The sequence below is a fragment of the Chungangia koreensis genome, from assembly GCF_042651785.1.
Lineage (GTDB): Bacteria > Bacillota > Bacilli > Bacillales_A > Planococcaceae > Chungangia > Chungangia koreensis.
This window is the reverse complement of record NZ_JBHSEC010000014.1, coordinates 137,787-158,519: the sequence shown is the minus strand read 5'-3', so window position 1 is coordinate 158,519 and position 20,733 is coordinate 137,787. Positions and strand designations below refer to the sequence as shown.

17 protein-coding genes and 1 pseudogene are annotated in these 20,733 nt (G+C 41.0%); 4 read left to right on the top strand and 14 right to left on the bottom strand.

Going from position 1 to position 20,733, the window contains the following annotated elements; translation table 11 throughout:
• Positions 1 to 121: 121 nt before the first annotated feature.
• On the bottom strand, positions 122 to 1,609 hold the full coding sequence (locus ACFOZY_RS08505; RefSeq protein ID WP_378154325.1) for a peptide MFS transporter: 1,488 nt from the start codon (positions 1,607 to 1,609) through the stop codon (positions 122 to 124).
• A gap of 154 nt (positions 1,610 to 1,763) precedes the next feature.
• Between ACFOZY_RS08505 and ACFOZY_RS08500 the strand changes: the two are divergent.
• Positions 1,764 to 3,481: pseudogene (locus ACFOZY_RS08500) on the top strand (ABC transporter ATP-binding protein).
• Positions 3,482 to 3,919: 438 nt separating this feature from the next.
• Here the strand turns inward: ACFOZY_RS08500 and hflX are convergent.
• From hflX to putP, 3 genes are all read right to left on the bottom strand, one after another.
• Positions 3,920 to 5,188, bottom strand: a complete 1,269-nt coding sequence (hflX, locus tag ACFOZY_RS08495) for a GTPase HflX (protein WP_378154323.1) — start codon at positions 5,186 to 5,188, stop codon at positions 3,920 to 3,922.
• Positions 5,189 to 5,234: 46 nt separating this feature from the next.
• Positions 5,235 to 6,005 (bottom strand): VOC family protein, encoded by a 771-nt coding sequence (locus ACFOZY_RS08490; RefSeq protein WP_378154321.1) that lies wholly within the window; start codon positions 6,003 to 6,005, stop codon positions 5,235 to 5,237.
• A 148-nt stretch (positions 6,006 to 6,153) separates the two neighbouring features.
• Positions 6,154 to 7,641, bottom strand: a complete 1,488-nt coding sequence (gene putP / locus ACFOZY_RS08485) for a sodium/proline symporter PutP (protein ID WP_378154319.1) — start codon at positions 7,639 to 7,641, stop codon at positions 6,154 to 6,156.
• Positions 7,642 to 7,886: 245 nt separating this feature from the next.
• Here putP and ACFOZY_RS08480 point away from each other — a divergent pair, with 245 nt between their 5' ends.
• A complete protein-coding gene (locus ACFOZY_RS08480; RefSeq protein ID WP_378154317.1) occupies positions 7,887 to 8,249 on the top strand; it encodes a DUF2188 domain-containing protein in 363 nt (120 codons plus the stop codon).
• A gap of 100 nt (positions 8,250 to 8,349) precedes the next feature.
• Positions 8,350 to 9,510, top strand: a complete 1,161-nt coding sequence (locus ACFOZY_RS08475; protein ID WP_378154315.1) for a class I SAM-dependent methyltransferase — start codon at positions 8,350 to 8,352, stop codon at positions 9,508 to 9,510.
• Between the two features lie 36 nt (positions 9,511 to 9,546).
• On the opposite strand, the gene nagZ is transcribed toward ACFOZY_RS08475, so the two are convergent.
• The 10 genes from nagZ to ACFOZY_RS08425 form a co-directional block, all read right to left on the bottom strand.
• The gene (nagZ, locus tag ACFOZY_RS08470) at positions 9,547 to 10,755 is read right to left on the bottom strand and encodes a beta-N-acetylhexosaminidase (RefSeq protein WP_378154313.1); all 1,209 of its coding nucleotides are present in this window, start codon (positions 10,753 to 10,755) and stop codon (positions 9,547 to 9,549) included.
• Positions 10,756 to 10,812: 57 nt separating this feature from the next.
• The gene (locus ACFOZY_RS08465; RefSeq protein WP_378154311.1) at positions 10,813 to 11,475 is read right to left on the bottom strand and encodes a Dph6-related ATP pyrophosphatase; all 663 of its coding nucleotides are present in this window, start codon (positions 11,473 to 11,475) and stop codon (positions 10,813 to 10,815) included.
• Positions 11,476 to 11,618: 143 nt separating this feature from the next.
• Positions 11,619 to 12,989 (bottom strand): GntP family permease, encoded by a 1,371-nt coding sequence (locus ACFOZY_RS08460; RefSeq protein ID WP_378154309.1) that lies wholly within the window; start codon positions 12,987 to 12,989, stop codon positions 11,619 to 11,621.
• Positions 12,990 to 13,071: 82 nt separating this feature from the next.
• On the bottom strand, positions 13,072 to 14,082 hold the full coding sequence (pdxA, locus tag ACFOZY_RS08455; protein WP_378154307.1) for a 4-hydroxythreonine-4-phosphate dehydrogenase PdxA: 1,011 nt from the start codon (positions 14,080 to 14,082) through the stop codon (positions 13,072 to 13,074).
• Entirely contained in the window at positions 14,079 to 15,386 is a 1,308-nt protein-coding gene (locus ACFOZY_RS08450; RefSeq protein WP_378154305.1) for a four-carbon acid sugar kinase family protein, read from the bottom strand. The genes pdxA and ACFOZY_RS08450 overlap by 4 nt, the downstream gene beginning before the upstream one ends.
• Before the next feature lie 2 nt (positions 15,387 to 15,388).
• The gene (locus ACFOZY_RS08445) at positions 15,389 to 16,225 is read right to left on the bottom strand and encodes a DeoR/GlpR family DNA-binding transcription regulator (protein ID WP_378154303.1); all 837 of its coding nucleotides are present in this window, start codon (positions 16,223 to 16,225) and stop codon (positions 15,389 to 15,391) included.
• Between the two features lie 170 nt (positions 16,226 to 16,395).
• Positions 16,396 to 16,890, bottom strand: a complete 495-nt coding sequence (locus tag ACFOZY_RS08440) for a PCYCGC motif-containing (lipo)protein (protein WP_378154301.1) — start codon at positions 16,888 to 16,890, stop codon at positions 16,396 to 16,398.
• Positions 16,891 to 17,009: 119 nt separating this feature from the next.
• The gene (fumC, locus tag ACFOZY_RS08435; RefSeq protein ID WP_378154299.1) at positions 17,010 to 18,395 is read right to left on the bottom strand and encodes a class II fumarate hydratase; all 1,386 of its coding nucleotides are present in this window, start codon (positions 18,393 to 18,395) and stop codon (positions 17,010 to 17,012) included.
• Between the two features lie 15 nt (positions 18,396 to 18,410).
• Entirely contained in the window at positions 18,411 to 19,082 is a 672-nt protein-coding gene (locus ACFOZY_RS08430; RefSeq protein ID WP_378154297.1) for an HAD family hydrolase, read from the bottom strand.
• A gap of 10 nt (positions 19,083 to 19,092) precedes the next feature.
• Positions 19,093 to 20,031 (bottom strand): HD-GYP domain-containing protein, encoded by a 939-nt coding sequence (locus tag ACFOZY_RS08425; protein ID WP_378154295.1) that lies wholly within the window; start codon positions 20,029 to 20,031, stop codon positions 19,093 to 19,095.
• 577 nt (positions 20,032 to 20,608) lie between these two features.
• Here ACFOZY_RS08425 and ACFOZY_RS08420 point away from each other — a divergent pair.
• Positions 20,609 to 20,731, top strand: a complete 123-nt coding sequence (locus ACFOZY_RS08420; protein WP_378154293.1) for a hypothetical protein — start codon at positions 20,609 to 20,611, stop codon at positions 20,729 to 20,731.
• Positions 20,732 to 20,733: the final 2 nt, after the last annotated feature.

Genomic DNA, 20,733 nt, shown 5'->3' with positions numbered 1-20,733 from the left:
AGTATGACCCCTTTCGTTTTCGCTACAACATTACATACGTTGTGGTTCTAACGCGGTTTCATCATTCCATTGGAACAGGACATAAGAATTAGTATATTTAGCCATTTTTAAGCCTTTTGTCTCACTTAACTCCTCGCATCGCTTTTTGAATAATTGGTGCCAGCAAGAAAAGCAAAAGGCCGAGAACTATGGAAACTGTCCCGATAATTCCGAAGTAGACGATCTCATTCTCTGGACTATACAATTTAACGATCTGCGCATTAATCGCCTGTGCAGAAGCGTTTGTCATAAACCATAAACTCATCGTCTGTGCAGCGAAAGCTGATGGTGCCAGTTTTGTCGTAGCAGATAGTCCGACTGGAGACAATAGAAGTTCCCCTAATACGACAAGAAGGAAGCTAAGGACGAGCCACCAAGGGCTTACGAGCGTCTCTGTTCCATTCATATATGCCGGTATGATCATGATCAGGAAAGATAGTCCTGCGAATAGTAATCCAAAAGAGAACTTCCTTGATGTTGAAGGCTGTCTGTCACCCAATTTGATCCACAACCAAGCGAAAACCGGAGCAAGAGTAATGATGAATAACGGGTTTAATGACTGGAACCAAGAAGACTGAAGTTCGAAGCTACCGATTGTCAAATCTGTTCGCTGATCCGCGTATTGTGCCAAGATAATGGAACCCTGCTCAGCAATGGCCCAGAACATCATGGCCGCAACAAATAGCGGAATGTAAGCAAGTAAGCGGGATTTTTCATCCGCATTCGTTTTAGGACTTCTATACATGACAATGAAATATAGGGTCGGAATGATAATCCCCAAAACGGAAACCGTCATAGTAAACACATCAAATGTCATAATTCCCGCTTTGATCAAGATGAAACCAAGAACGGCGATAATAAGTGCTCCGATTAAGATTCTGCTAAAGACGCGTTTCCGGTCCTCGGCTGTCAACGGATTTGGAACTTGAGATCCTGCAAGGCCTAAGTACTTTTTCTTAGTTGCTAAAAATACGATTAAACCGATGAACATTCCTATCGCAGCAAGTCCAAAACCTAAGTGGAAATTATAAGTTTGTCCCACTGTACCAACGATGAATGGTGCAATAAATGCACCTAAGTTAATACCCATATAGAAAATACTGAATCCAGAATCGCGTCTTGGATCTGTTTCAGCATAAATATCTCCGACGATGCTAGAAACGTTCGGTTTTAATAAACCAGTACCGATGATAATGAGTCCCATAGAAATAAACAAAGTGGTTACTCCGCTAGGTAAAGAAAGCACCATATGTCCAAACATGATTAATACTCCACCGTAAAAGACAGTACGGGTAGTTCCTAATAGCCTGTCCGCAATCCAACCACCGATAATGCCGGACATATACACCAAGGACCCGTAGATCGCCATAATGGAGTTAGCTGTAGCTTGGTCAAGTCCCAAACCACCCTTGTTCAATTCGTAGTACATGTAATACAAGAGAATTGCCCTCATGCCATAGTAAGAGAAACGTTCCCAAAACTCTGTAAAGAAGAGCGTGAATAAACCTTTAGGGTGACCGAAAAATCCTTTTTGAGGAACTGATCGAACCATCTCTTCCTTCGATATCATAGTTTTACCCTTCTTTCATAATTGTGTAATAATTTAGAAGAATATATTTATATTCCCTAAAAAGAATACATACGATTATATCAAAAAACATCGAATCTTGTCGCTTAATGTTCTATAATTTCTATAAGGTTTGTTTTACCAAGGAGACTACATAATGTTAAGGAAATTCTTCTCGTACTATCAGCCACATAGACGTTTATTTATTATTGACTTTTCAAGTGCGATTATTGTCGCGTTATTAGAACTCGCATTTCCTGTAGCAGTACAATGGTTTGTCGATGACCTCCTTCCTTCCGGAAATTGGGACAAAATTGCCACAATCGGAGTTTTACTCTTACTTGTGTATGTACTCAGTACATTCTTGCAGTTCATTGTGAGTTATTTGGGACATAAGCTTGGCATCAATATTGAAACAGACATGCGCGAACAGTTATTTACACATGTCCAACGGCAATCCTTCAAGTTTTTTGACAACACAAAAACCGGGCACGTCATGAGCAGGATCACGAATGACTTATTTGACATCGGGGAATTGGCTCACCATGGACCAGAGGATTTCTTCATTGCCATCATGACGTTTGTTGGGGCATTCCTGATTATGTTCAACATACACCCACAGTTAGCAGTTGTCGCTATCGTTCTGGTGCCGTTCTTAATCTGGTTGGTCACCTACTGCAATGTGAAGATGAACGATGCGTGGAAGAATATGTACGTCAAAATCGCTGATGTCAATGCACGTGTCGAAGATAGTGTCTCCGGTGTGAGGGTTGTACAATCCTTTACGAATGAAGATTTTGAAATCAATCGATTCAAAAATGACAATGGAAAATTCAGATTGGCCAAATTAGTGGCTTTAAAGTAATGGCTGGCACCCACTCGAGCATTTATATGATGACGCGTCTCGTTACATTGGTCGTCTTAGTAGTTGGCGCCTGGTTCACTTTGAAAGGAAGTCTTTCCTACGGAGAAATGGTCAGCTTTGTTCTCTATACGAATGTACTGATTAAACCTGTTGATAAAATAAGTGCATTATTGGAACTCTATCCTAAGGGAATGGCAGGATTCAAGCGTTTCTTGGAGTTATTGGAACAAGAACCCGAAGTCCAAGATCGTCCGAATGCGATTGCCGTCAACCACTTAAACGGGGATATTCGATTTGAGGATGTCCACTTTAGCTATGAAGGCCATAAGGAAGTATTAAAGGGGATAGACCTTTCTGTTCGTGCCGGTGAGACCATTGCATTTGTCGGGCCGTCAGGAGCCGGTAAGACTACAATTTGCTCTCTCATTCCGCGTTTCTATGATGTGAATGAAGGTTCGATTACAATTGACGGAATTGACATTCGCGATTTAACGAAACATTCGTTACGATCACAAATTGGTATTGTGCAGCAGGATGTTTTTCTTTTCACAGGGACGATCCAAGAAAACATTGCTTACGGGAAACGTGATGCATCTTTTACTGAAATTAAAGAAGCTGCTCGTAAAGCCCATTTGGAGGACTTCATCGAGTCGCTACCTGATGGATACCATACGCAAATCGGAGAACGAGGTTTGAAACTATCTGGGGGGCAAAAGCAGCGTTTAGCAATTGCTCGGATGTTCTTAAAGAATCCACCCATTCTCATTCTGGATGAAGCAACCTCCGCACTGGATACGGAAACGGAAAAAATTATTCAACAATCCTTGGCAGAGCTCGCAGAAAACCGAACAACTCTGATCATCGCACATAGACTCGCGACAATTCGTGAAGCGAATCGGGTCGTGGTGGTGACCGAAGAGGGTATTGCAGAACAAGGTAAATACGAGGAGCTTGTTGAACAGGACGGAATTTTTGCTCGTCTCCACCACATTCAGTTCCAGCAAGTCTAATGTCGTATCAGACAGATTTTAAATCGAAACTTAATAAATAAAATAAATGATCCGGAAATCGATCCGGATCATTTTTTTGAACAGAGCAAACGGTGGAATTTATTCCAACCGCATAAGCGGGTAACAATTTTTTAGAATAAGGTCACACCCTGCCGTTTGCTTGTTTGTTCATTATTTAATTTTCTGCCCGCGCATAGTTGTTAAAATCAGTGTAACACACAAGAGATGAATTTTTATAAATAATTTGAAAATTTAATGACTTTTTAAAAATTCCCTATGCACTCGCTTTTTAAACCTAATTCTTTAAAATTTATATACATACATTGAAAGAAGGATTGCTGTGCCTATAATTACAATGTCAACCATAGTAGAAGAAAACATCTACCGCTGATTTAAGCACTGCCTACTTATGCATAAAAATGTATTCATATGACTACTTCACCTTAAGAGGAACTCCTTAAAGCGGTTGCGATCAGCTTCTTTCATCTCTGCTTTAATTAGCACTCCGTTTTCTTCATAGGCCAATGACGAAACATCTGTATATTCATTTAGATAGTTAATAATTTCTCCTCGGTCGTAAGGAATTAACAGTTCAACAGTTACATAGTCTCCAAAGACCCTTTGTTGAATTATAGTCAACAACTCATCCAGGCCCGCTCCCTCTTTCGCTGAAATCCATATAGAATCACCGCTCATTTGAGGGTAACGAACACCAGCTTCGTCGGACTTATTGAAAACTGTGACGGTTGGAACGTTCTTGACCCCCACTTCCTGAAGTGTTTCGTTCGTTACGTCCATCATAAATCGGTATTCCTCATTTGATACATCGACTACATGCAATAGAAGATCCGCTTCTCGTGCCTCTTCCAAAGTCGAACGGAATGCCTTGACTAAATGATGGGGTAATCTACTGACGAATCCAACAGTATCTGTTAACAGGAATTCCTTTTTATTTGGAAGCTTAATATGCCGCACTGACGTTTCCAATGTAGCGAACAACATATTCTTTTCGAATACAGACTTCGACTTATCTTGATAGAGTTTGGCCAGTAATTGATTCATCAAAGTGGATTTGCCGGCATTTGTGTATCCGACTATTGATACAACTGGAATATCATTTTTACGCCTTTGCTTACGTTGCGTTTCACGCTGTGATTTTACGGAATCCAGATCTCTTCGCAGTTTTGCAATCTGGTCTTCAATTTTCCGGCGGTCTAATTCAAGTTTGGTTTCACCGGCACCACGGTTTTTGAAACCTCCCCCAGTTCCGCCTCCTTGTCTGCTAAGTGAGGCACGCATTCCCACTAGACGGGGGAGCATGTATTGTAGCTGAGCGAGTTCTACTTGCATTTGTGCTTCCTTTGTTTTAGCACGCCTGCTAAAGATATCTAAAATGAGCATCGTACGGTCAATCACCTTACATTCCAATTCCCCTTCTATATTCCGGATTTGGGAAGGAGAAAGCTCATCATTAAAAATCACTAAGTTGGCTTCGAATTCCTCATAGAAATTACGGATTTCCGTCAATTTACCGCTACCAACATAATGTGCTGGATTAGCTCGATCCAAGTTTTGTGTCACCTTGCCGGCCACTTCAACATCGAGAGCCTCTGCCAAGTTTTTAAGTTCTTCCATTGAGTAGTCAAAATGCTGATCATTCAATTTCTGCACCCCAACTAATATTGCGCGTTCAAATAAGGTTTCCATCTGATTCCTCCCGACTACATACCCATCTACGATTAAGTGCATTCTATCATAGGAAGTCGCCTCTTACGAAACGTTTACCTATCTCATAAACTCCACCAGCAACTTCAATTTGCAGTTTCTCTTCATGGCCTGCAACAACAACTTTCTTCAACCGCTCCTTCTCTTCTCCATGTTGGAATATCAATTTACTGTTAGGAAGTACCAACTCATTTTCTTCTTCTCCTGTAGGTTTTATCCCTAATACTTCCCCCCATTGTGCTGCAACTGAACGAGGGTGGGCAACCTGAAAGTGACAGGCGTCTATTGTTAACTTCAAATTACTTTCCTGCACAGTACCATCTTTAATAAGCGCTTCATATCGTTCGGAGTCTGGCTCTTCCCATTCTATAAAGAACGGAAAAGGTAAGGAATCCCCCACTTCTTCATCTATAAAGAGCATCTTCCATTTGCGGATGTCACCCGTCGTTGTTCTTCTTTGTGCATTAAAAACAGCCGTCGTATGTAACCCTTTACTTTCCAACACTTTTTTTAATCCTTCAATATTAGTGGTTCTTATGCAAATTGTTCCGAATCCTGAGCCGTTAGGAAGATCATGCTTAAGATGCATGATTAACGGGTGATTAGAGCGTTGTAACACTTCCTTATCTTCCACCGCTAAAAATTCAATATAACTATTCCTCGTGTAAAGGAGTGAATTATAAGTTCCCCACTGTTCGTGGCTCCCTCCTTTAACAGCATTCAATTTATGTTTTACTAAATCACTCATCACTGCTTCAAGTTCATCATCTATAAAATGTACAATATGATCCAATAGCATTTCTTTCCCTCCCACTTAAAAACTCGCATCATTACTTCCTTCAATATACCAAAAAAAGAATCCACCTACTTCCCATGGACTTAGACAAGCCAAAAGGCTATGCCTGTGCCACAGGAGATCAGCGGATTCTTTTTCATACCTATTTCTATTATTTTCTTTCAGATTCCAGCAATTTAAGAGTCTCATCGAATTCAGCGTCGATCTCATCATTGCGTTTGTAAGTAATTAAACTCACAATCACTGCAGCAATTAAGCCTAAAATGAAACCTGGAACGATTTCGTATAGTGTGTCTGCCAATGATTCTGTATTGCCCCACCATACGACAACTGCAGCCCCTACGACCATTCCGGCAAATGCACCCCAGTTCGTAAGTTTACGCCAGTATAGTGACAGCAAGATTACCGGACCAAACGATGCACCGAATCCTGCCCATGCATATCCTACAAGATCCAGAATCGTATCATTTCGCTCCCATGCAAAGTACATAGCAATGAGTGCAACAACTAATACAGCCAATCGACCCAAACCAACATATTTTTTATCTGTTGCATCTGTTTTAAATACAGCTTTATACAAGTCTTCCACCAAAGCCGAAGACGTAACAATTAGCTGCGAAGAGATCGTACTCATGACAGCCGCTAAAACAGCAGCAAGTAAAATACCTGCAACGAATGGATGGAACAAAATTTGCCCCATTGCGATGAAAATCGCTTCCGGATCTGTTAAGCTGTCATTCGGATTTTGTTGGTAATAAGCAAGACCAACTAAACCGGTAGCAATTGCTCCACACAAACTCAGAATCATCCAGCCAATCCCGATTCTACGAGCATTTTTCATTTCCTTAACGGAACTAATAGCCATGAAACGGACGATAATATGAGGTTGACCGAAGTAACCAAGTCCCCATGCTACAGCAGAAATAATTCCAAGTGTCGCTCCGCTTTGAACAATAGAAAGCATATTTGGATCTACTGCACGGATACTTTCTCCAGCACCAGATAAGCCACCTGTCAAAAATAGACCGAAAATAGGAACTAAGATCAATGCAAGGAACATGATAAGCCCTTGAACAACGTCAGTATAGGTTACGGCAAGGAAACCGCCGAATAGCGTATATGCTATTACAACTGCCGAAACAACTAAAAGGCCTGTGTGATAGTCTAAACCAAAGGAATTTTCGAAGAACACTCCTCCGGCAACCATTCCAGAAGAAACGTAGAAAGTGAAGAATAAAAGAATAATAAGACCTGATACAACCCGAAGTGCACGTGAACGGTCCTTCAAACGATTCTCAAGGAAACTTGGAATCGTAATAGAATCATTTGTGACTTGAGTATAAACACGTAAGCGTGGTGCAACTATGACATAATTTAAGTACGCCCCGATTGTAAGACCAATCGCAATCCATGCCTCAATCAATCCTGAAGCATAAATCGCCCCTGGAAGACCCATCAATAACCAACCGGACATATCTGCAGCCCCGGCACTAAGTGCTGTAGCAAGCGGTCCGAGTGAACGTCCTCCCAACATGTAGTCGGAAAGGTTACTCGTTCTTCTGAACGCATACCAACCGATGAATAACATTACTGCCATGTAAATAATAATGGCAATTGCTTGAAAAGTATTATCTGACATAATTTCTCCCCCTTTTTGTAATCGTTTTCTTAAACTTTCTCTATTCTAACATAAAATTCAGTAAGTAATAGGAATAAATAATTACCAATCGGGAAAAACATTATAATTCGACAAATACATTTAGGTATTTCGACTTTCATTTCATTATTTCCCGGGGAATAGTAAAATTCCGACATAAAAGATGTTTTAGTTTTAGTACTTCACTTACCGGGAAGTATCTTATTAAAGATTAGGAGGAGATTTTTATGCCTTGGAGTAAAAACGATTATCCTGTATCTTTCAAGAATTTGAACGAAGATGTGAGAGACAAAGCAATAGAAATCGCAAACGCCTTATTAGAGGATGGATATGAGGAAAGCCGCGCAATTCCGATCGCTTTAAGTAAGGCAAAACAATATGTTCACGGGCACTCTGATCGCCCTGAATACGAAGTGATCTCTGAAGATGACGCTTGGAAGCTGAAAAAAGTCGACGGGGAACGTGCAATCATGTCAGAAGACACAAAATCCGAACTGTTGGATAGAGCAAAGTCCTATGTTAACGAACATGATGGTATCTTGAATGTTTATAAGGAAGACGGCAGCTTTGAAGATCAATTTTATGAATAAGCCTGACGCACCTTAGGAGGTGCGTCTTTATTTATGGATAGGATGGGTCATGATATGATGAGTACGCCCACAATATTTTAAGAGAAGTAGGGATGTAATCATGGAATTTGACGAAATGCTTTCCGATCTGACTGAAAAACTGAAAGAACAAAAACTCTTATCAGCAACCATTAGTCAGCCTCGTATGAAATCGGACGAATTAAAAAGAGTTCGGATGAAGCCACTAATGTTGAAAGGTGTTTACCATATTCAATTTGAATACCAATATGAACGGATTTTGAATCATGAAAACGTAAGTTTAGGTCAAATAGAGGGACTGTTAAGCGAACTCCTTAACCGTTTCAGACAAGTACATGCCGAATTTGAAGATGAAAAAGCACAAATTCAAATATCAAAAAAATTTAAAGTACTTTGGAAAGCTGAAAAGGCAGTGGAAATAAAAAAAGCTGATCTCTCACATAATCGAAAAAAGCAGTATTTACTGGATGAGCACAGCACATATCCATTCTTAGTTAGACTTGGAGTGCAAACGCCAGATGGCAAGGTCAAAAAGCAAAAATATGATAAGTTTAGGCAAATCAATCGCTTTGTCGAATTTATAGACGATTCGCTTCAATATTTACCAAAGGATCGCCCTGTACGTATTTTAGATTTTGGATCTGGGAAATCTTATTTGACCTTTGCTCTCTACCATTATCTCCATGAAGAAAAAGGTCTCGATATCCGTGTTACCGGCTTGGACCTTAAAAAGGAAGTAATCGAGGAATGCCGGCAAATTGCTGAGGACTTAGATTATGAAAACTTAGAATTCCTGGTCGGAGATATCAGTGATTATAACGATGAAAATTCAGTTGATATGGTCGTTACTCTCCATGCATGTGACGTTGCAACCGATTTAGCATTAGGACGAGCTGTTAAATGGGGAGCAAAAGTCATTTTAAGTGTTCCATGCTGCCAGCATGAACTCTTCACACAGTTGGCTTCGGAGGAATTAAACCTTATGACGAAGCATGGGTTGATCAAGGAACGATTCGCCTCTCTTGCCACCGATTCCATTCGAGCTGAACTTCTATCGATCGTCGGATATGATGCTCAGTTATTAGAATTCATCGATGTTGAGCATACGCCAAAGAATATAATGATTAGGGCATATTATACGGGCCGAACACCATCTGATCAGCAAAAAGAAGAATATCGTAATTTTGTAAATATGCTCAATGCTAAACCGTTTTTAGAAAAGGAATTAGCGGGGTTAATATAAGAAAGCAAAAGAAAAGGGCTCCTCTTAGTGGATTACTTAAGAGGCTTGCCCTTTTTCTAATAACTTGTCTAATTCTTTGTTGATCGCTTCCACGTCGATTGACTCCACTGGTTCATTGGATAACTTATATTTCTTCTTTAAGGTCAAGATTCTTTGGACACTCTGGTCTACTTGTTCCTCTGTTATTTTCCCTGATGTGACCGCTTCTTTCATAGCTTGAATGGCCATATAGTAGTTGTCGTATTCATGACATATTAAGAGAATATCATGGCCTGCCAGAAATGCCCGTACTGCTGCCTGACCTGCCGAATATGAATTTCGAATAGCCCCCATAGTCAGATCATCTGTAATGATGACCCCTTCAAATCCAAGACTTTCCCTTAGAATGCCATTTATAACTTTCCCGGAAAGAGTAGCGGGATTAGAGGAATCAATCTTCGGAAATAGAATATGAGCAGTCATGACAGCATCAGCGCCTTCTTCAATTGCTCTTTTAAAGGGGATCAGTTCCAAGGAATTTAACCTCTCTAAATCTGCATCCAAAATGGGGAGTGAAGAATGGGAATCATCAGACGTATCACCATGACCCGGAAAGTGTTTGACTACCGGTATAACATTTTCCTCCTGCATTCCTTTCATTGTAGCAACCCCTAAGCTCGCTACTATATCTGGGTCTGAGCCGAAAGAACGGTCCCCAATGACCGGGTTTTCCGGGTTACTATCTACGTCCAGTACAGGCGCCATATTCATATTGTATCCAAATGCCTTTACTTGATGAGCTAAGAACTGACCGACTTCAAAGCTGAATTCCGGACTGTCCATTGAACCGATTTCTCTTGTCGTTGGCAAGCTGTCAAATTCATCCGGCAGACGGGAAATCGTCCCCCCTTCTTCATCAACAGAAAGGAATAGAGGAATGTCATTTACTTCATTGGCTTTCTTTAAATCATTTAGTAACTTCAAGGTTTGTTCAGCCGATGAGATATTTTTCGGTAGGAGAATAATCCCTCCAACCTTCTCTTTCTGTATCAAATCTTCCATCTCAGGCGAGAAACTCTCACCCTCTACGCCAACCATGATCAGCTGGCCAATTTTCTCATCCAATGTCATTTGGGCAATTTGCTCTTCAATCGTTACCTCGTTATTCTTCTCCTGTACTACGACTACTTCCTTTTCCTTCTTTGAACATCCCGCCAGGATAAGTACAAAAATTAGCAAACCGTTTAATACCATCTGCTTATTCAATGATTTCTCGCCTCCTTTACTCGCAGTCTATTCAAGAAGACGAGCATTTAATAGTCGTTATCTCAACAATTCCATAGTTAAAAACGCGTATCCTTCATTTTCAACGATTTCCCTAAAGCGGACTGGTACAGCGGAAGAAAAGATTGGCCCATCGACCACTAATGTATGGAATTCACCACTTTCCCCGCAAGGATCTACCCCTAATCTGTTGAGTTCTTCTACGAGCTCATGTGTCAGTTTCCTCCCTAAGTATGAAGGAGACAAACGAGTCGAATCTACTACGATGATGTATGCTTCAAACCCTAATTCAATAACATCTTTTAATACGTTCTTTCGCGGCCATTCCCAAAGTGGGTGGATAGCTGTAACACCGGCTTTCTCACAAATGTTTTGTACCCAGTTCAAGTGATCGATTAAATCGATGTCACCGAAAACGCCATATGTGATCCCTAAATGTTTCATTTCATTTAATGCTTCTCTAAACATCCCTTCATAGGAAGTCCAACTCGCATTCTTTGTGAGTAACGGTACATTTAGTTTCTCGGCTTGTGCAGCTATAACATCATAGGGAAGTGCATGTGATTTTGAATTCAAACCACCTTCTTCAAACATTGTAAGAAGCAAACCGGGCTCTCCACCCGATTGAACTGCTTCATAAAATGCCAAGGCGGAATCTTTCCCTCCACTCCAAGATGAGAAAAAAACTTTTCCTTTCATCATGACCTCCTGTTTTTAACATCTTCATTAATATTAAGTAGAACTCCAATTAAGAAAAGCATAACTGAAAAAAGACTCCATGAAAATCAGAATTTTCACAGAGTCTTTTTAAAATATTGAATATAAATGTTCGAATATTTAATTTATTAAACAAACATATTTGCAATTAAGATCGCAACTAAGGATACTGCCCAAGCAATGGTCGTCGGTACAGACCAAACTAAAATCTGCTCTTTTACATCTTTAATTCCAAGTGTGCGGTTGACTACCCAGAATAAGCTATCGTTAAAGTAAGAGAAAACCATTGCACCAAGTGCCGCAGCTTGTGCAGCAAGCGCAAGATTAACATCCAAGTTCATGACAATCGGTGCGGAGATAGATGCGGCAGTAATCATGGCAACTGTACCGCTTCCTTGGATTAAACGAACGATTGTCGCAATGAAAAACGGAATCAATACTGCTGGAAGAGGGAGTTCGGCAACTTTTGATGCGATGAAATCCCCTGCTCCGCTATCACGGAGAATTTGTCCAAGCGCTCCACCAGCACCTGTCACAAGAAGAATAATACCTGCTGTTGTCATTCCTTCTTCCATCCGTTCAAGCGCTTCTTCTCTTCTTAAATCACCTGCAAGGGCGTAAATAGCTGCAACCAGTGCAAGCCCGACTGCAATTATTGGTTGACCGAGGAATAAGACATAATCTACCCAACCACCTGATAATTCCATAGCACTTAATGTTGTGTTCAGGAAGATCAAAATAATCGGTAAAATAATCGGCAGTAATGAACGGAACAATGATGGCAATTCTTTACTGCGTTCATCAGAAAGCTGAAGGAACTCTTGATAGGCTTGCTCTTTTGTTGGTCGTTCATATCCAAGACTGTCTTCCGTCGGGATTTGATAAATCCGCTTGCCAATCCATTTTGCATATAGAACACCAGAAATAATGATTGGAAATGCAAAAACTAATCCCCACGCAATCATGGAACCGATATCTACTCCGAAGATCCCTGCAACACCTAACGGACCTGGAGTAGGAGGAACTGCATGATGAGTCGCAACGAGACCTACACCTAAAGCAATTCCTAACGTGACAACGGATTTACCTGTCTTACGGGATAGCGCTTTCACAAGCGGGCTTAAAATAACGAATGCTGAGTCTACAAAGATCGGAATCGATACAATATAACCTGCAATCGCCATTGCCCATTCTTCTTTTTTCTTGCCTACCAAACGGATAAGGCTATATGCTAAACGTTCTGCAGCACCGGACACTTCCAAAATACGTCCGATCATAACCCCAAAACCAACTACGATACCGATTGATGCAATCGTATTACCGAAACCTTTTGAAATAGTTGAAGCTACATCTACCGGATTCATACCACCAATAATACCAGTCAATGATGCTGCGATAACTAAGGCTAAAAATGCATGAATCTTGGTTTTTAAAACCAATAGGATAAGTGCAGCCACACCAATGACCAGGCCGACTATCATTTGAACTTCTGGTGACATCTCTTAGATCCCCCTAATGTATTTTATAAATTCATTATAATGCCAGGGGAGGTTAGCTCCCCTGCCATTTATAACCTGAAAATTATAGAGACTCGCGTGTAAATTTAGGTGCGTATTCAGCTGCAAGTTTAATGCACTCGTACATGCTTACTTCAGATGCAATGTTTTTCCACGCAATATCAAAAGCAGTACCATGGTCGACAGATGTACGTAGGAATGGAAGACCATTCGTAATGGAAATTGTACGGTGGAAATCTGTCATTTTAGCTGCGATATGCCCTTGATCATGGTAAAGAGAAAGAACTGCATCGTATTTTCCATTTAATGCTTGGAAGAATACAGAGTCCGCAGGTACTGGGCCGTAAGCGTCAATACCATCTGCTTTCGCTAATTCAACACCTGGTTTGATTTCTTCTACTTCTTCATGTCCGAATAGTCCACCTTCACCAGCATGCGGGTTCAAACCTGCAACTGCTAATTTACGGCTTTCCACTCCAAGACGTTGAAGGGCTTTGTCACAACGAATTAAATAATCATGAACACGTTCTTTTGTCATTTGGTTAATCGCTTCCGCAACGGACACGTGGCGAGTCAAGAAGAAGATTCGCATTCCGTTTACTTGGAACATTGTCAACGGATCTGGAGCACCGCCTAAATCTTCAAGCATTTCAGTATGTCCGATATACGGAACGTTTGCAGCTTTCAATGATTCTTTATTGATCGGCGTTGTTGCTAAAGCTTTAACTTCATTAGCCATAGCCAATTCAACAGAACGTTTGATGTACTCAAATGATGCTTGTCCATTATTTGCAGAAACAACACCTGGCTCGAATGCATTCATATCAATGTTTGCCAAATCAATCATGTCAATGGTACCGAACTCATATTTGCCTTCAGCAGGAGAGTTCACTACATTTACGTTCAATTTAGTTTCCGTTACTTCAATTGCTTTTCGTACAATATTTGCATCTCCGACAACTAACGGTTTGCATAAATCATAAATTTCTTTCTTAGCTAATGATTTAACTGTGATTTCTGGTCCAATACCTGCAGCATCTCCCATTGGGATTGCAATAATTTCTCTTGTTGTCATACAACTACACTTCCTTCATGATTATTTGATCGCAAATAGTTGACACATGTATAAATAGATTGCTTGTCGCCGACTGTTCCACCTTTGGTAACAACCGGAATTCCATCAAATGTGCCTCCGATGAAATTCCCATAGGCTGCACGTGGAATGACCTCATCCTTCAAGTGAATCGCTTCGGCTCCACTTACTGCACATAGAGCAGCCGTCACATCTCCTCCACTTGAATAAGTGCCGCTAATTTTTTGCTTACAATTGACGACGACATTGTGTGTAATATTTGCAAGACCTACCGTTATGCGCTTAGCCAATTCCTCTCCCGTAACTCCTTCTTTTATACCGATTTCAGATAGTGAAAGGACTTGGGAAGATGGTGATTGTGTTGTAATAATCAGAAGTTCTTCTGTTCCCAACTTCTCTAAGGCTTCTTCTGTAGCACGTTTAACTTCCATTTCCCATGAGTCAGTCATGGAAGCTAACTTCATTGCATCAACATAGACAGGTTGTACATTTGTTTTATCCACCAAATAACGGATTTGACGACCCGTTGTCGGCGTTACACTGCCGATAGTCAAAATATACTTATTTTCTTTTACATGTTGACTCGCCAACAAACTACCGTATGCGGCTGTCAATGGACCTGGATCGACTGGAAGAAAGACCTTTTCTTTGATTGCAACCATAGCTTCCGCAATGCATTGAATCTCTTCATTGGTCACTGCATCTACGACAATCACCCGTAATCCTTCCAAAATTAACTTTTGTAAAGCCGATTGAATAGAATCTTTTCCTTTAAGTACTGTCCCCAAGCCGACATGGCCAATTTCGTACTTACTTTGTTCGGCTATGACGTCTGGAACATAGGAATTTCGAATCGGATTCATCGGATCCTTAGCAACATCGGTTTCTTGTACAGGAATACCATCCACCAGCAAATAGCCTCCTGATGTGACACGACCTGAATCGGGGTAAGAAGCGACAAAAATTGCAATACTCTCTGATCCCATAGAATCTAATAATGCATCGGTCTCAGATCCTAAGTTTCCTCGAATTGTACTATCAATCCTTTTTGTAATCACATCTGCTCCCCATGACTTCAATTGGATGTAGACATCGTTCACGCGTTGGCTTGCCATTTCTTGACTAACATAACGGCTGTCTGTGTCGACACTAATTGAAGTAAACGAACTATTTACGGGAACTTTCCCCCCAAATACGACGGTAGCGCTTGTAAAGCCAGTCTTAGAAAGTAATACTCCAGTTGCGTTAGCACCCGTTATATCATCTGCAATGACTCCTATTTTCACTTTTACACCTTCTTTGCAATGACAAGATCTGTATACTGTTCATATTCTGTTACTTGTTCATCCGTGACATGAAAGTCTGTTATTAACTTTGTCGTGGAATGTAGATCACATACCTTAGAAAAGGATTTGTAATCAAGTTTTGTCGAATCGACAACTAAATACACATTATTCGCTGCATTGATCATCGCTTTCTTCAATGCCGCCTTTTCAAGAGAAGGTGTCGTAACACCGTATGTTGGATGAACTGCATGGGCACCAAGGAAAAAAGCATCTACATGCAATTCATTTAACGTTTGTTCGGTAAGAGGTCCATAAACTGCACCTACACCATTTTGCAGCCGTCCACCCAAGACAATTACCTCGTGCTGGGTATTCATTAACTCAACAGCGATTGTAATATCATTCGTCACAACAGTTAAATGCTTCTTGTGTTTCAATAGCTTCGCGATTTCAAAGTTTGTCGTCCCTGAGTCAAGAAGAATTGTCATATGTTCTTCAATGAAGGAGACCGCTTCATGTGCAACCATTCTCTTTTTGTCGATAGCTTTACCAAGCTTCGATTCAAAGGATTGTTCTTGGATTAAAAGTTGAGGCAGCACCGCTCCCCCGTGCGTACGAATCAGCTTCTTCTGCTTCTCCAGTGCATCAAGGTCCCTTCTGATTGTCATCGGTGTAACCGATAACTCTTCAGACAGTTCGACGATATCGATTTTCCCCTTCACTTCTAATAGCTGGACAATTTTACTCTTTCGTTCATTAGCCGACATTTCAACACCCCATGAAATCGCTTTAATGTTCATTTCGAACATAATTATGTTACAAATTAACAATATAGTCAACGAAATTGAGGGAAAAAGTAAAACGTTTTCATTGGAACTTTTTTCCCCTTTGTTCATTTCGGCAAGTATTGGCACTATTACCAGACTCTTTTTGGTTTTTAAAATTCATTATGATCCTTATTCTTGAACCATAAAAAAAGACAAACACACAAAGCGTTTGTCCAAAAATTTCAAGATGGCATCGGAGTATTGGTAGGTACTGCATATCCTTCTTTATACGTATTGTCGATTGTTTCTCGAATTTCCTTTAACGATTTCCCTTCCTGCTTCATCTTAATGGACTCAACTGCTATTTCCATACAGACGAGACAGCGTGTTCCATGGTCATCCCATACAACTGTTCCATCTTCTTTAATTTCATTTACAAAACAGTTCTTATTGTTTAAATGTCCGGCAGATTCGCCACATCCGCAGTAGCAAGGAATCCATTCCAAGACATCAGCCGCCTTCCCAGCTGCCGCATAAACCATTCTCATCTCTTCAGGCTTGTCTTCCAAGAAACTTGGAAGGATATCTACTGAAGCCGTTTCCTCCTGGAGATCTCCATTTGGCAACGAATGTTGAGCATGATCACCATGGTCTTCCTGTTCCTTTTCCCCACTACTGCATGCGGATAAAATTAGCATTGCGGACAAAAATAATAGAATTAAATTATTTTTCATCATTCGTTCTCCTCTGATTTTGTTGCCTCTATTGTACGACATCTCACACCGTCTGTAAGTGAATAAGTTTTGACAATCTTTCCACAAAAAAAACGCATGGAGTGATCTCCATGCGTTTCATATTATTTAGGGGCAATCATTTGGCTTGGATCGACATACTTATCAAACTCTTCTTCAGTCAATAAGCCTGTTTTAAGTGCCGCTTCTTTTAACGTCGAACCATCTGCGTGTGCTGTTTTCGCGATTTTCGCAGCATTTTCATACCCAATGTATGGGTTCAATGCAGTAACGAGCATCAATGAATTTTTCACTTTGTTGTCGATTTCTTCACGGTTCGGCTCAATTCCTACTGCACAATTATCGTTGAAGCTAATCATTGCATCGCTTAACAACTTCACAGATTGAAGGAAGTTGAAAATGATGACCGGCTTAAATACATTCAATTCGAAGTTCCCTTGGCTTGCCGCAAAACCGATGGTTGCATCATTCCCCATAACTTGTGCTACCACCATTGTCATCGCTTCACTTTGAGTCGGGTTAACTTTACCTGGCATGATGGAGCTGCCTGGTTCGTTTGCCGGGATGATTAATTCACCGATTCCTGAACGTGGACCACTTGCCAACCAGCGAACATCGTTTGCAATTTTCATCAAATCTGCTGCCAACGCTTTTAAAGCACCGTGTGCGTAAACCACTCCGTCATAGCTTGTTAAAGCATGGAATTTGTTTTCCGCAGATGTGAATTCAATACCGACTGCTTTACTGATTTCAGCCGCTACATCATCACCGAATCCGACAGGAGCATTAAGGCCGGTACCTACAGCTGTTCCACCAATCGCTAATTCTTTCATAGATTCGATACTTTGCTTAATCATATGTTCTGTTTTTTCAAGCATCCGGTGCCATCCGCTAATTTCTTGGCCAAGCGTCAATGGCGTCGCATCTTGTAAATGGGTACGGCCGATTTTAATAATATCCATGAATTCTTCGGATTTTTGGCCCAATGTTGTTTTTAGTTTTTCCAATGCCGGAAGCAATTCTTGCTCAACTGCAATAACGCCAGACACATGAAGTGCAGTCGGGAACGTATCGTTAGAGCTTTGAGATTTGTTAACGTCATCATTCGGGTGAAGACGTTCTTCTTCTCCCCATTCTTCCAACAGCTGATTTCCACGGTGGGCGATCACTTCGTTAACGTTCATATTGGACTGAGTACCGCTTCCTGTTTGCCAAACGACAAGTGGGAAATGCTCATCCAATTTACCTTCGAGAATTTCATCAGCAGCCAATGAAATCGCCTTCATTTTCGCATCTGATAATTTCCCTCTTTGATGGCTGACGATAGCAGCGGCTTTTTTCAAGTGGGCAAATGCACGGACAACACGAATCGGCATGCGTTCTCCACCGATTTTAAAGTTTTGCTTACTCCGTTGTGTTTGTGCACCCCATAGCTTATCAGCTGGTACTTTAATTTCTCCGATTGTATCTCGTTCAATCCGGTAATCCATGTAGTACTCCACCTTTCAATCTTGTGACTGATATTGGTTAATCCTATTCAATATTGACACAACTTCAACCAAGTCTTCAACTATATAATTTACTTCAGGTGCCTCATAGTTTGGGTCTCGTTTCCAAACAGCCTGCATTCCAGCGTTTTGTGCAGCCCGAATATCCTTATCCGGATGATCTCCTACAAATACACACTCGTCCGTTTGCACACCGAGTCGTTCTGCTGCCCGCTTAAAAATTTCAAGATCCGGCTTCGCCACACCTTCCGATTCGGAAATTAATATGACATCCAAAAGTCGGTCAAGACCGAGAGCTTTGATATTCGAAAATTGAACATCTTGCAGTCCGTTAGTAATCATGCCAAGCCGAAACCCTTTTAAGCCTTCGAACATTTCTCCCATGTTGCTAAATGGTACACAGTGACGGTAAAAATTCTCTTTGTAATCCGTTAGCAACTCTTCCCAGCTAATACTGAAACCGAACTTGCTCACCATACGGCGATAGACTTCATCTTTCCAAACATAGCCCCGGCAATCCATCTCAATAAGGTTCGTCACAAACTCCTGCTTAGATAATCCTCCAAATTGAGTATGTAGCCTGTCATATTGATCTTCAGCAAAGCGCAAAAGGGATTCTTCTCTATTCAATAATGTACCATCCAGGTCGAAAACAATTGCTCGAATCATTTGAGTTTCCTCATCTCCATTTAAAATCTTGCTCTTCAAGCATGCTTAAAAAGGCTGTCACCACTTCTGGATGAAATTGTGTTCCTCTGCCTTTTTCCAACTCTGAAATCGCAGTTTGAATCGAGAGGGCATCTCGATAAATCCTGTCAGTCGTCATAGCATCAAAAGAATCCACAACAGAAACAATGGAAGCTTCGATTGAAATATCATCGCCTTTCAATCCATACGGATAGCCGTTGCCATCAAAGCGTTCATGGTGTTGCTCTACTATGAAGGCAGATTTTTTCAGCCATGAGATTTCGTGATTTCTCATCATCCAAGCACCAACAGTTGTGTGAGATTTCATGATTTCCCATTCTTCTGAAGTTAATTTTGCTTTCTTATTAAGGATTTGATAAGGAATGGCGAGCTTTCCAATGTCGTGGAAATAAGCTCCCCAATTTAGTATACCTATACCTTCAGCCGGGAGTTTCATCCGCTTATATAGTTCAATGGAATACTCCTTGATCCGGTGGCAATGCATGTATGTATAGCCGTCTACTTCCTCAATAGCTTCTGCTTCTTTTTGAAGGAGTCGAGTGGCAAAGAACGAAGATTCGAATTCATCTTTGCTCATGGTTATTAATATATCTGTTTCTGTGTTTCCATATAAGGTGAACGTATCATCGTGGTCGGCTACATCCAATATGTTGCCTTCAGAAAACTCATGGGTTTCTCCCTTATATTCGACATTCACACGTCCTTGGAGGATTTTGTAGGTTTCTACAAAACCATCCTTGCCATTGTTGGAGCTTTGGATCCACAGTTTGCTGTTTTCAAATAATGTACAGAGTGCATAAGAGAGGCCGTTTTCTTTTTTGAAATAGATGATTTCCGTATGACCCATATGTACACGATCTAATGCAGTATTCGATTTTATGTTCCTGATTTGATCCGGAGCAATATTCATCAGTGCCTCCTCTCTGCTAAATACGTTTGCAGTTGGTTATGTATCTACTATTAGTATACAAGGAGCGGAGGTGCCATGCATTCCTTTTTTCGTTAGTTTAACGGTATTTTCGCTCTATTTGGTTTATTCAGGAGGCAATTTCTATGGCAATGATGAATTATGATTCAATCTATAAAAAAGTATCCAGGTGGGATACGCTCAGACTGTTGATAAAATCATTTTTAATAAATATTTTTATGTGTATAAAACCAGCAGTGTCCGCCACTTCGCTTTCCGTGGGCTTGGCTTTAGCCTCCTCGTCACTTCATTCCTGCGGGGTCTTCAGCTCAAGCTATTCCCACAGGAGTCTTCGTGGCGGAAACTGCTTGATGTGCAAACTTTGAAGTTGAAAAGCAATGATCAACTTACTCAGTTGTCATTATAGTAATAAAAAGAATAAGTCATAAATTCTATTTTCAAAGCGTCTCTCTTTACTTATTAGTATTAATTTGGCAGCCAAAGAAGCGGAAGGCGGCGACTCCTGCGGGACAGCGAGACAGTCCAAGACCCCACAGGCTAATAAAGGATGGGATGCTAAGTGCGCCGCATCGTGCGGCAACGCATCCATGACCGACATCCTGTCGGCCCAGGCTTGGCGCGAGCCCGCGGAAAGCGTCCGCCTGGAGCGATTGCTCCAGGTGAAATATTTTATACTAATTAAGA

Excerpts from the sequence above, each read along its gene's own strand:
- ACFOZY_RS08460 (WP_378154309.1), bottom strand. The coding sequence starts at position 12,989 with ATGTCACCAGAAGTTCAAATGATAGTCGGCCTGGTCATTGGTGTGGCT.
- ACFOZY_RS08440 (WP_378154301.1), bottom strand. The coding sequence starts at position 16,890 with ATGATGAAAAATAATTTAATTCTATTATTTTTGTCCGCAATGCTAATT.
- putP (WP_378154319.1), bottom strand. The coding sequence starts at position 7,641 with ATGTCAGATAATACTTTTCAAGCAATTGCCATTATTATTTACATGGCA.
- pdxA (WP_378154307.1), bottom strand. The coding sequence starts at position 14,082 with ATGACAACAAGAGAAATTATTGCAATCCCAATGGGAGATGCTGCAGGT.
- hflX (WP_378154323.1), bottom strand. The coding sequence starts at position 5,188 with ATGGAAACCTTATTTGAACGCGCAATATTAGTTGGGGTGCAGAAATTG.
- ACFOZY_RS08480 (WP_378154317.1), top strand. The coding sequence starts at position 7,887 with ATGCCTTGGAGTAAAAACGATTATCCTGTATCTTTCAAGAATTTGAAC.
- ACFOZY_RS08425 (WP_378154295.1), bottom strand. The coding sequence starts at position 20,031 with ATGAATATTGCTCCGGATCAAATCAGGAACATAAAATCGAATACTGCA.
- ACFOZY_RS08505 (WP_378154325.1), bottom strand. The coding sequence starts at position 1,609 with ATGATATCGAAGGAAGAGATGGTTCGATCAGTTCCTCAAAAAGGATTT.
- ACFOZY_RS08430 (WP_378154297.1), bottom strand. The coding sequence starts at position 19,082 with ATGATTCGAGCAATTGTTTTCGACCTGGATGGTACATTATTGAATAGA.
- fumC (WP_378154299.1), bottom strand. The coding sequence starts at position 18,395 with ATGGATTACCGGATTGAACGAGATACAATCGGAGAAATTAAAGTACCA.
- ACFOZY_RS08475 (WP_378154315.1), top strand. The coding sequence starts at position 8,350 with ATGGAATTTGACGAAATGCTTTCCGATCTGACTGAAAAACTGAAAGAA.
- ACFOZY_RS08465 (WP_378154311.1), bottom strand. The coding sequence starts at position 11,475 with ATGATGAAAGGAAAAGTTTTTTTCTCATCTTGGAGTGGAGGGAAAGAT.
- ACFOZY_RS08490 (WP_378154321.1), bottom strand. The coding sequence starts at position 6,005 with ATGCTATTGGATCATATTGTACATTTTATAGATGATGAACTTGAAGCA.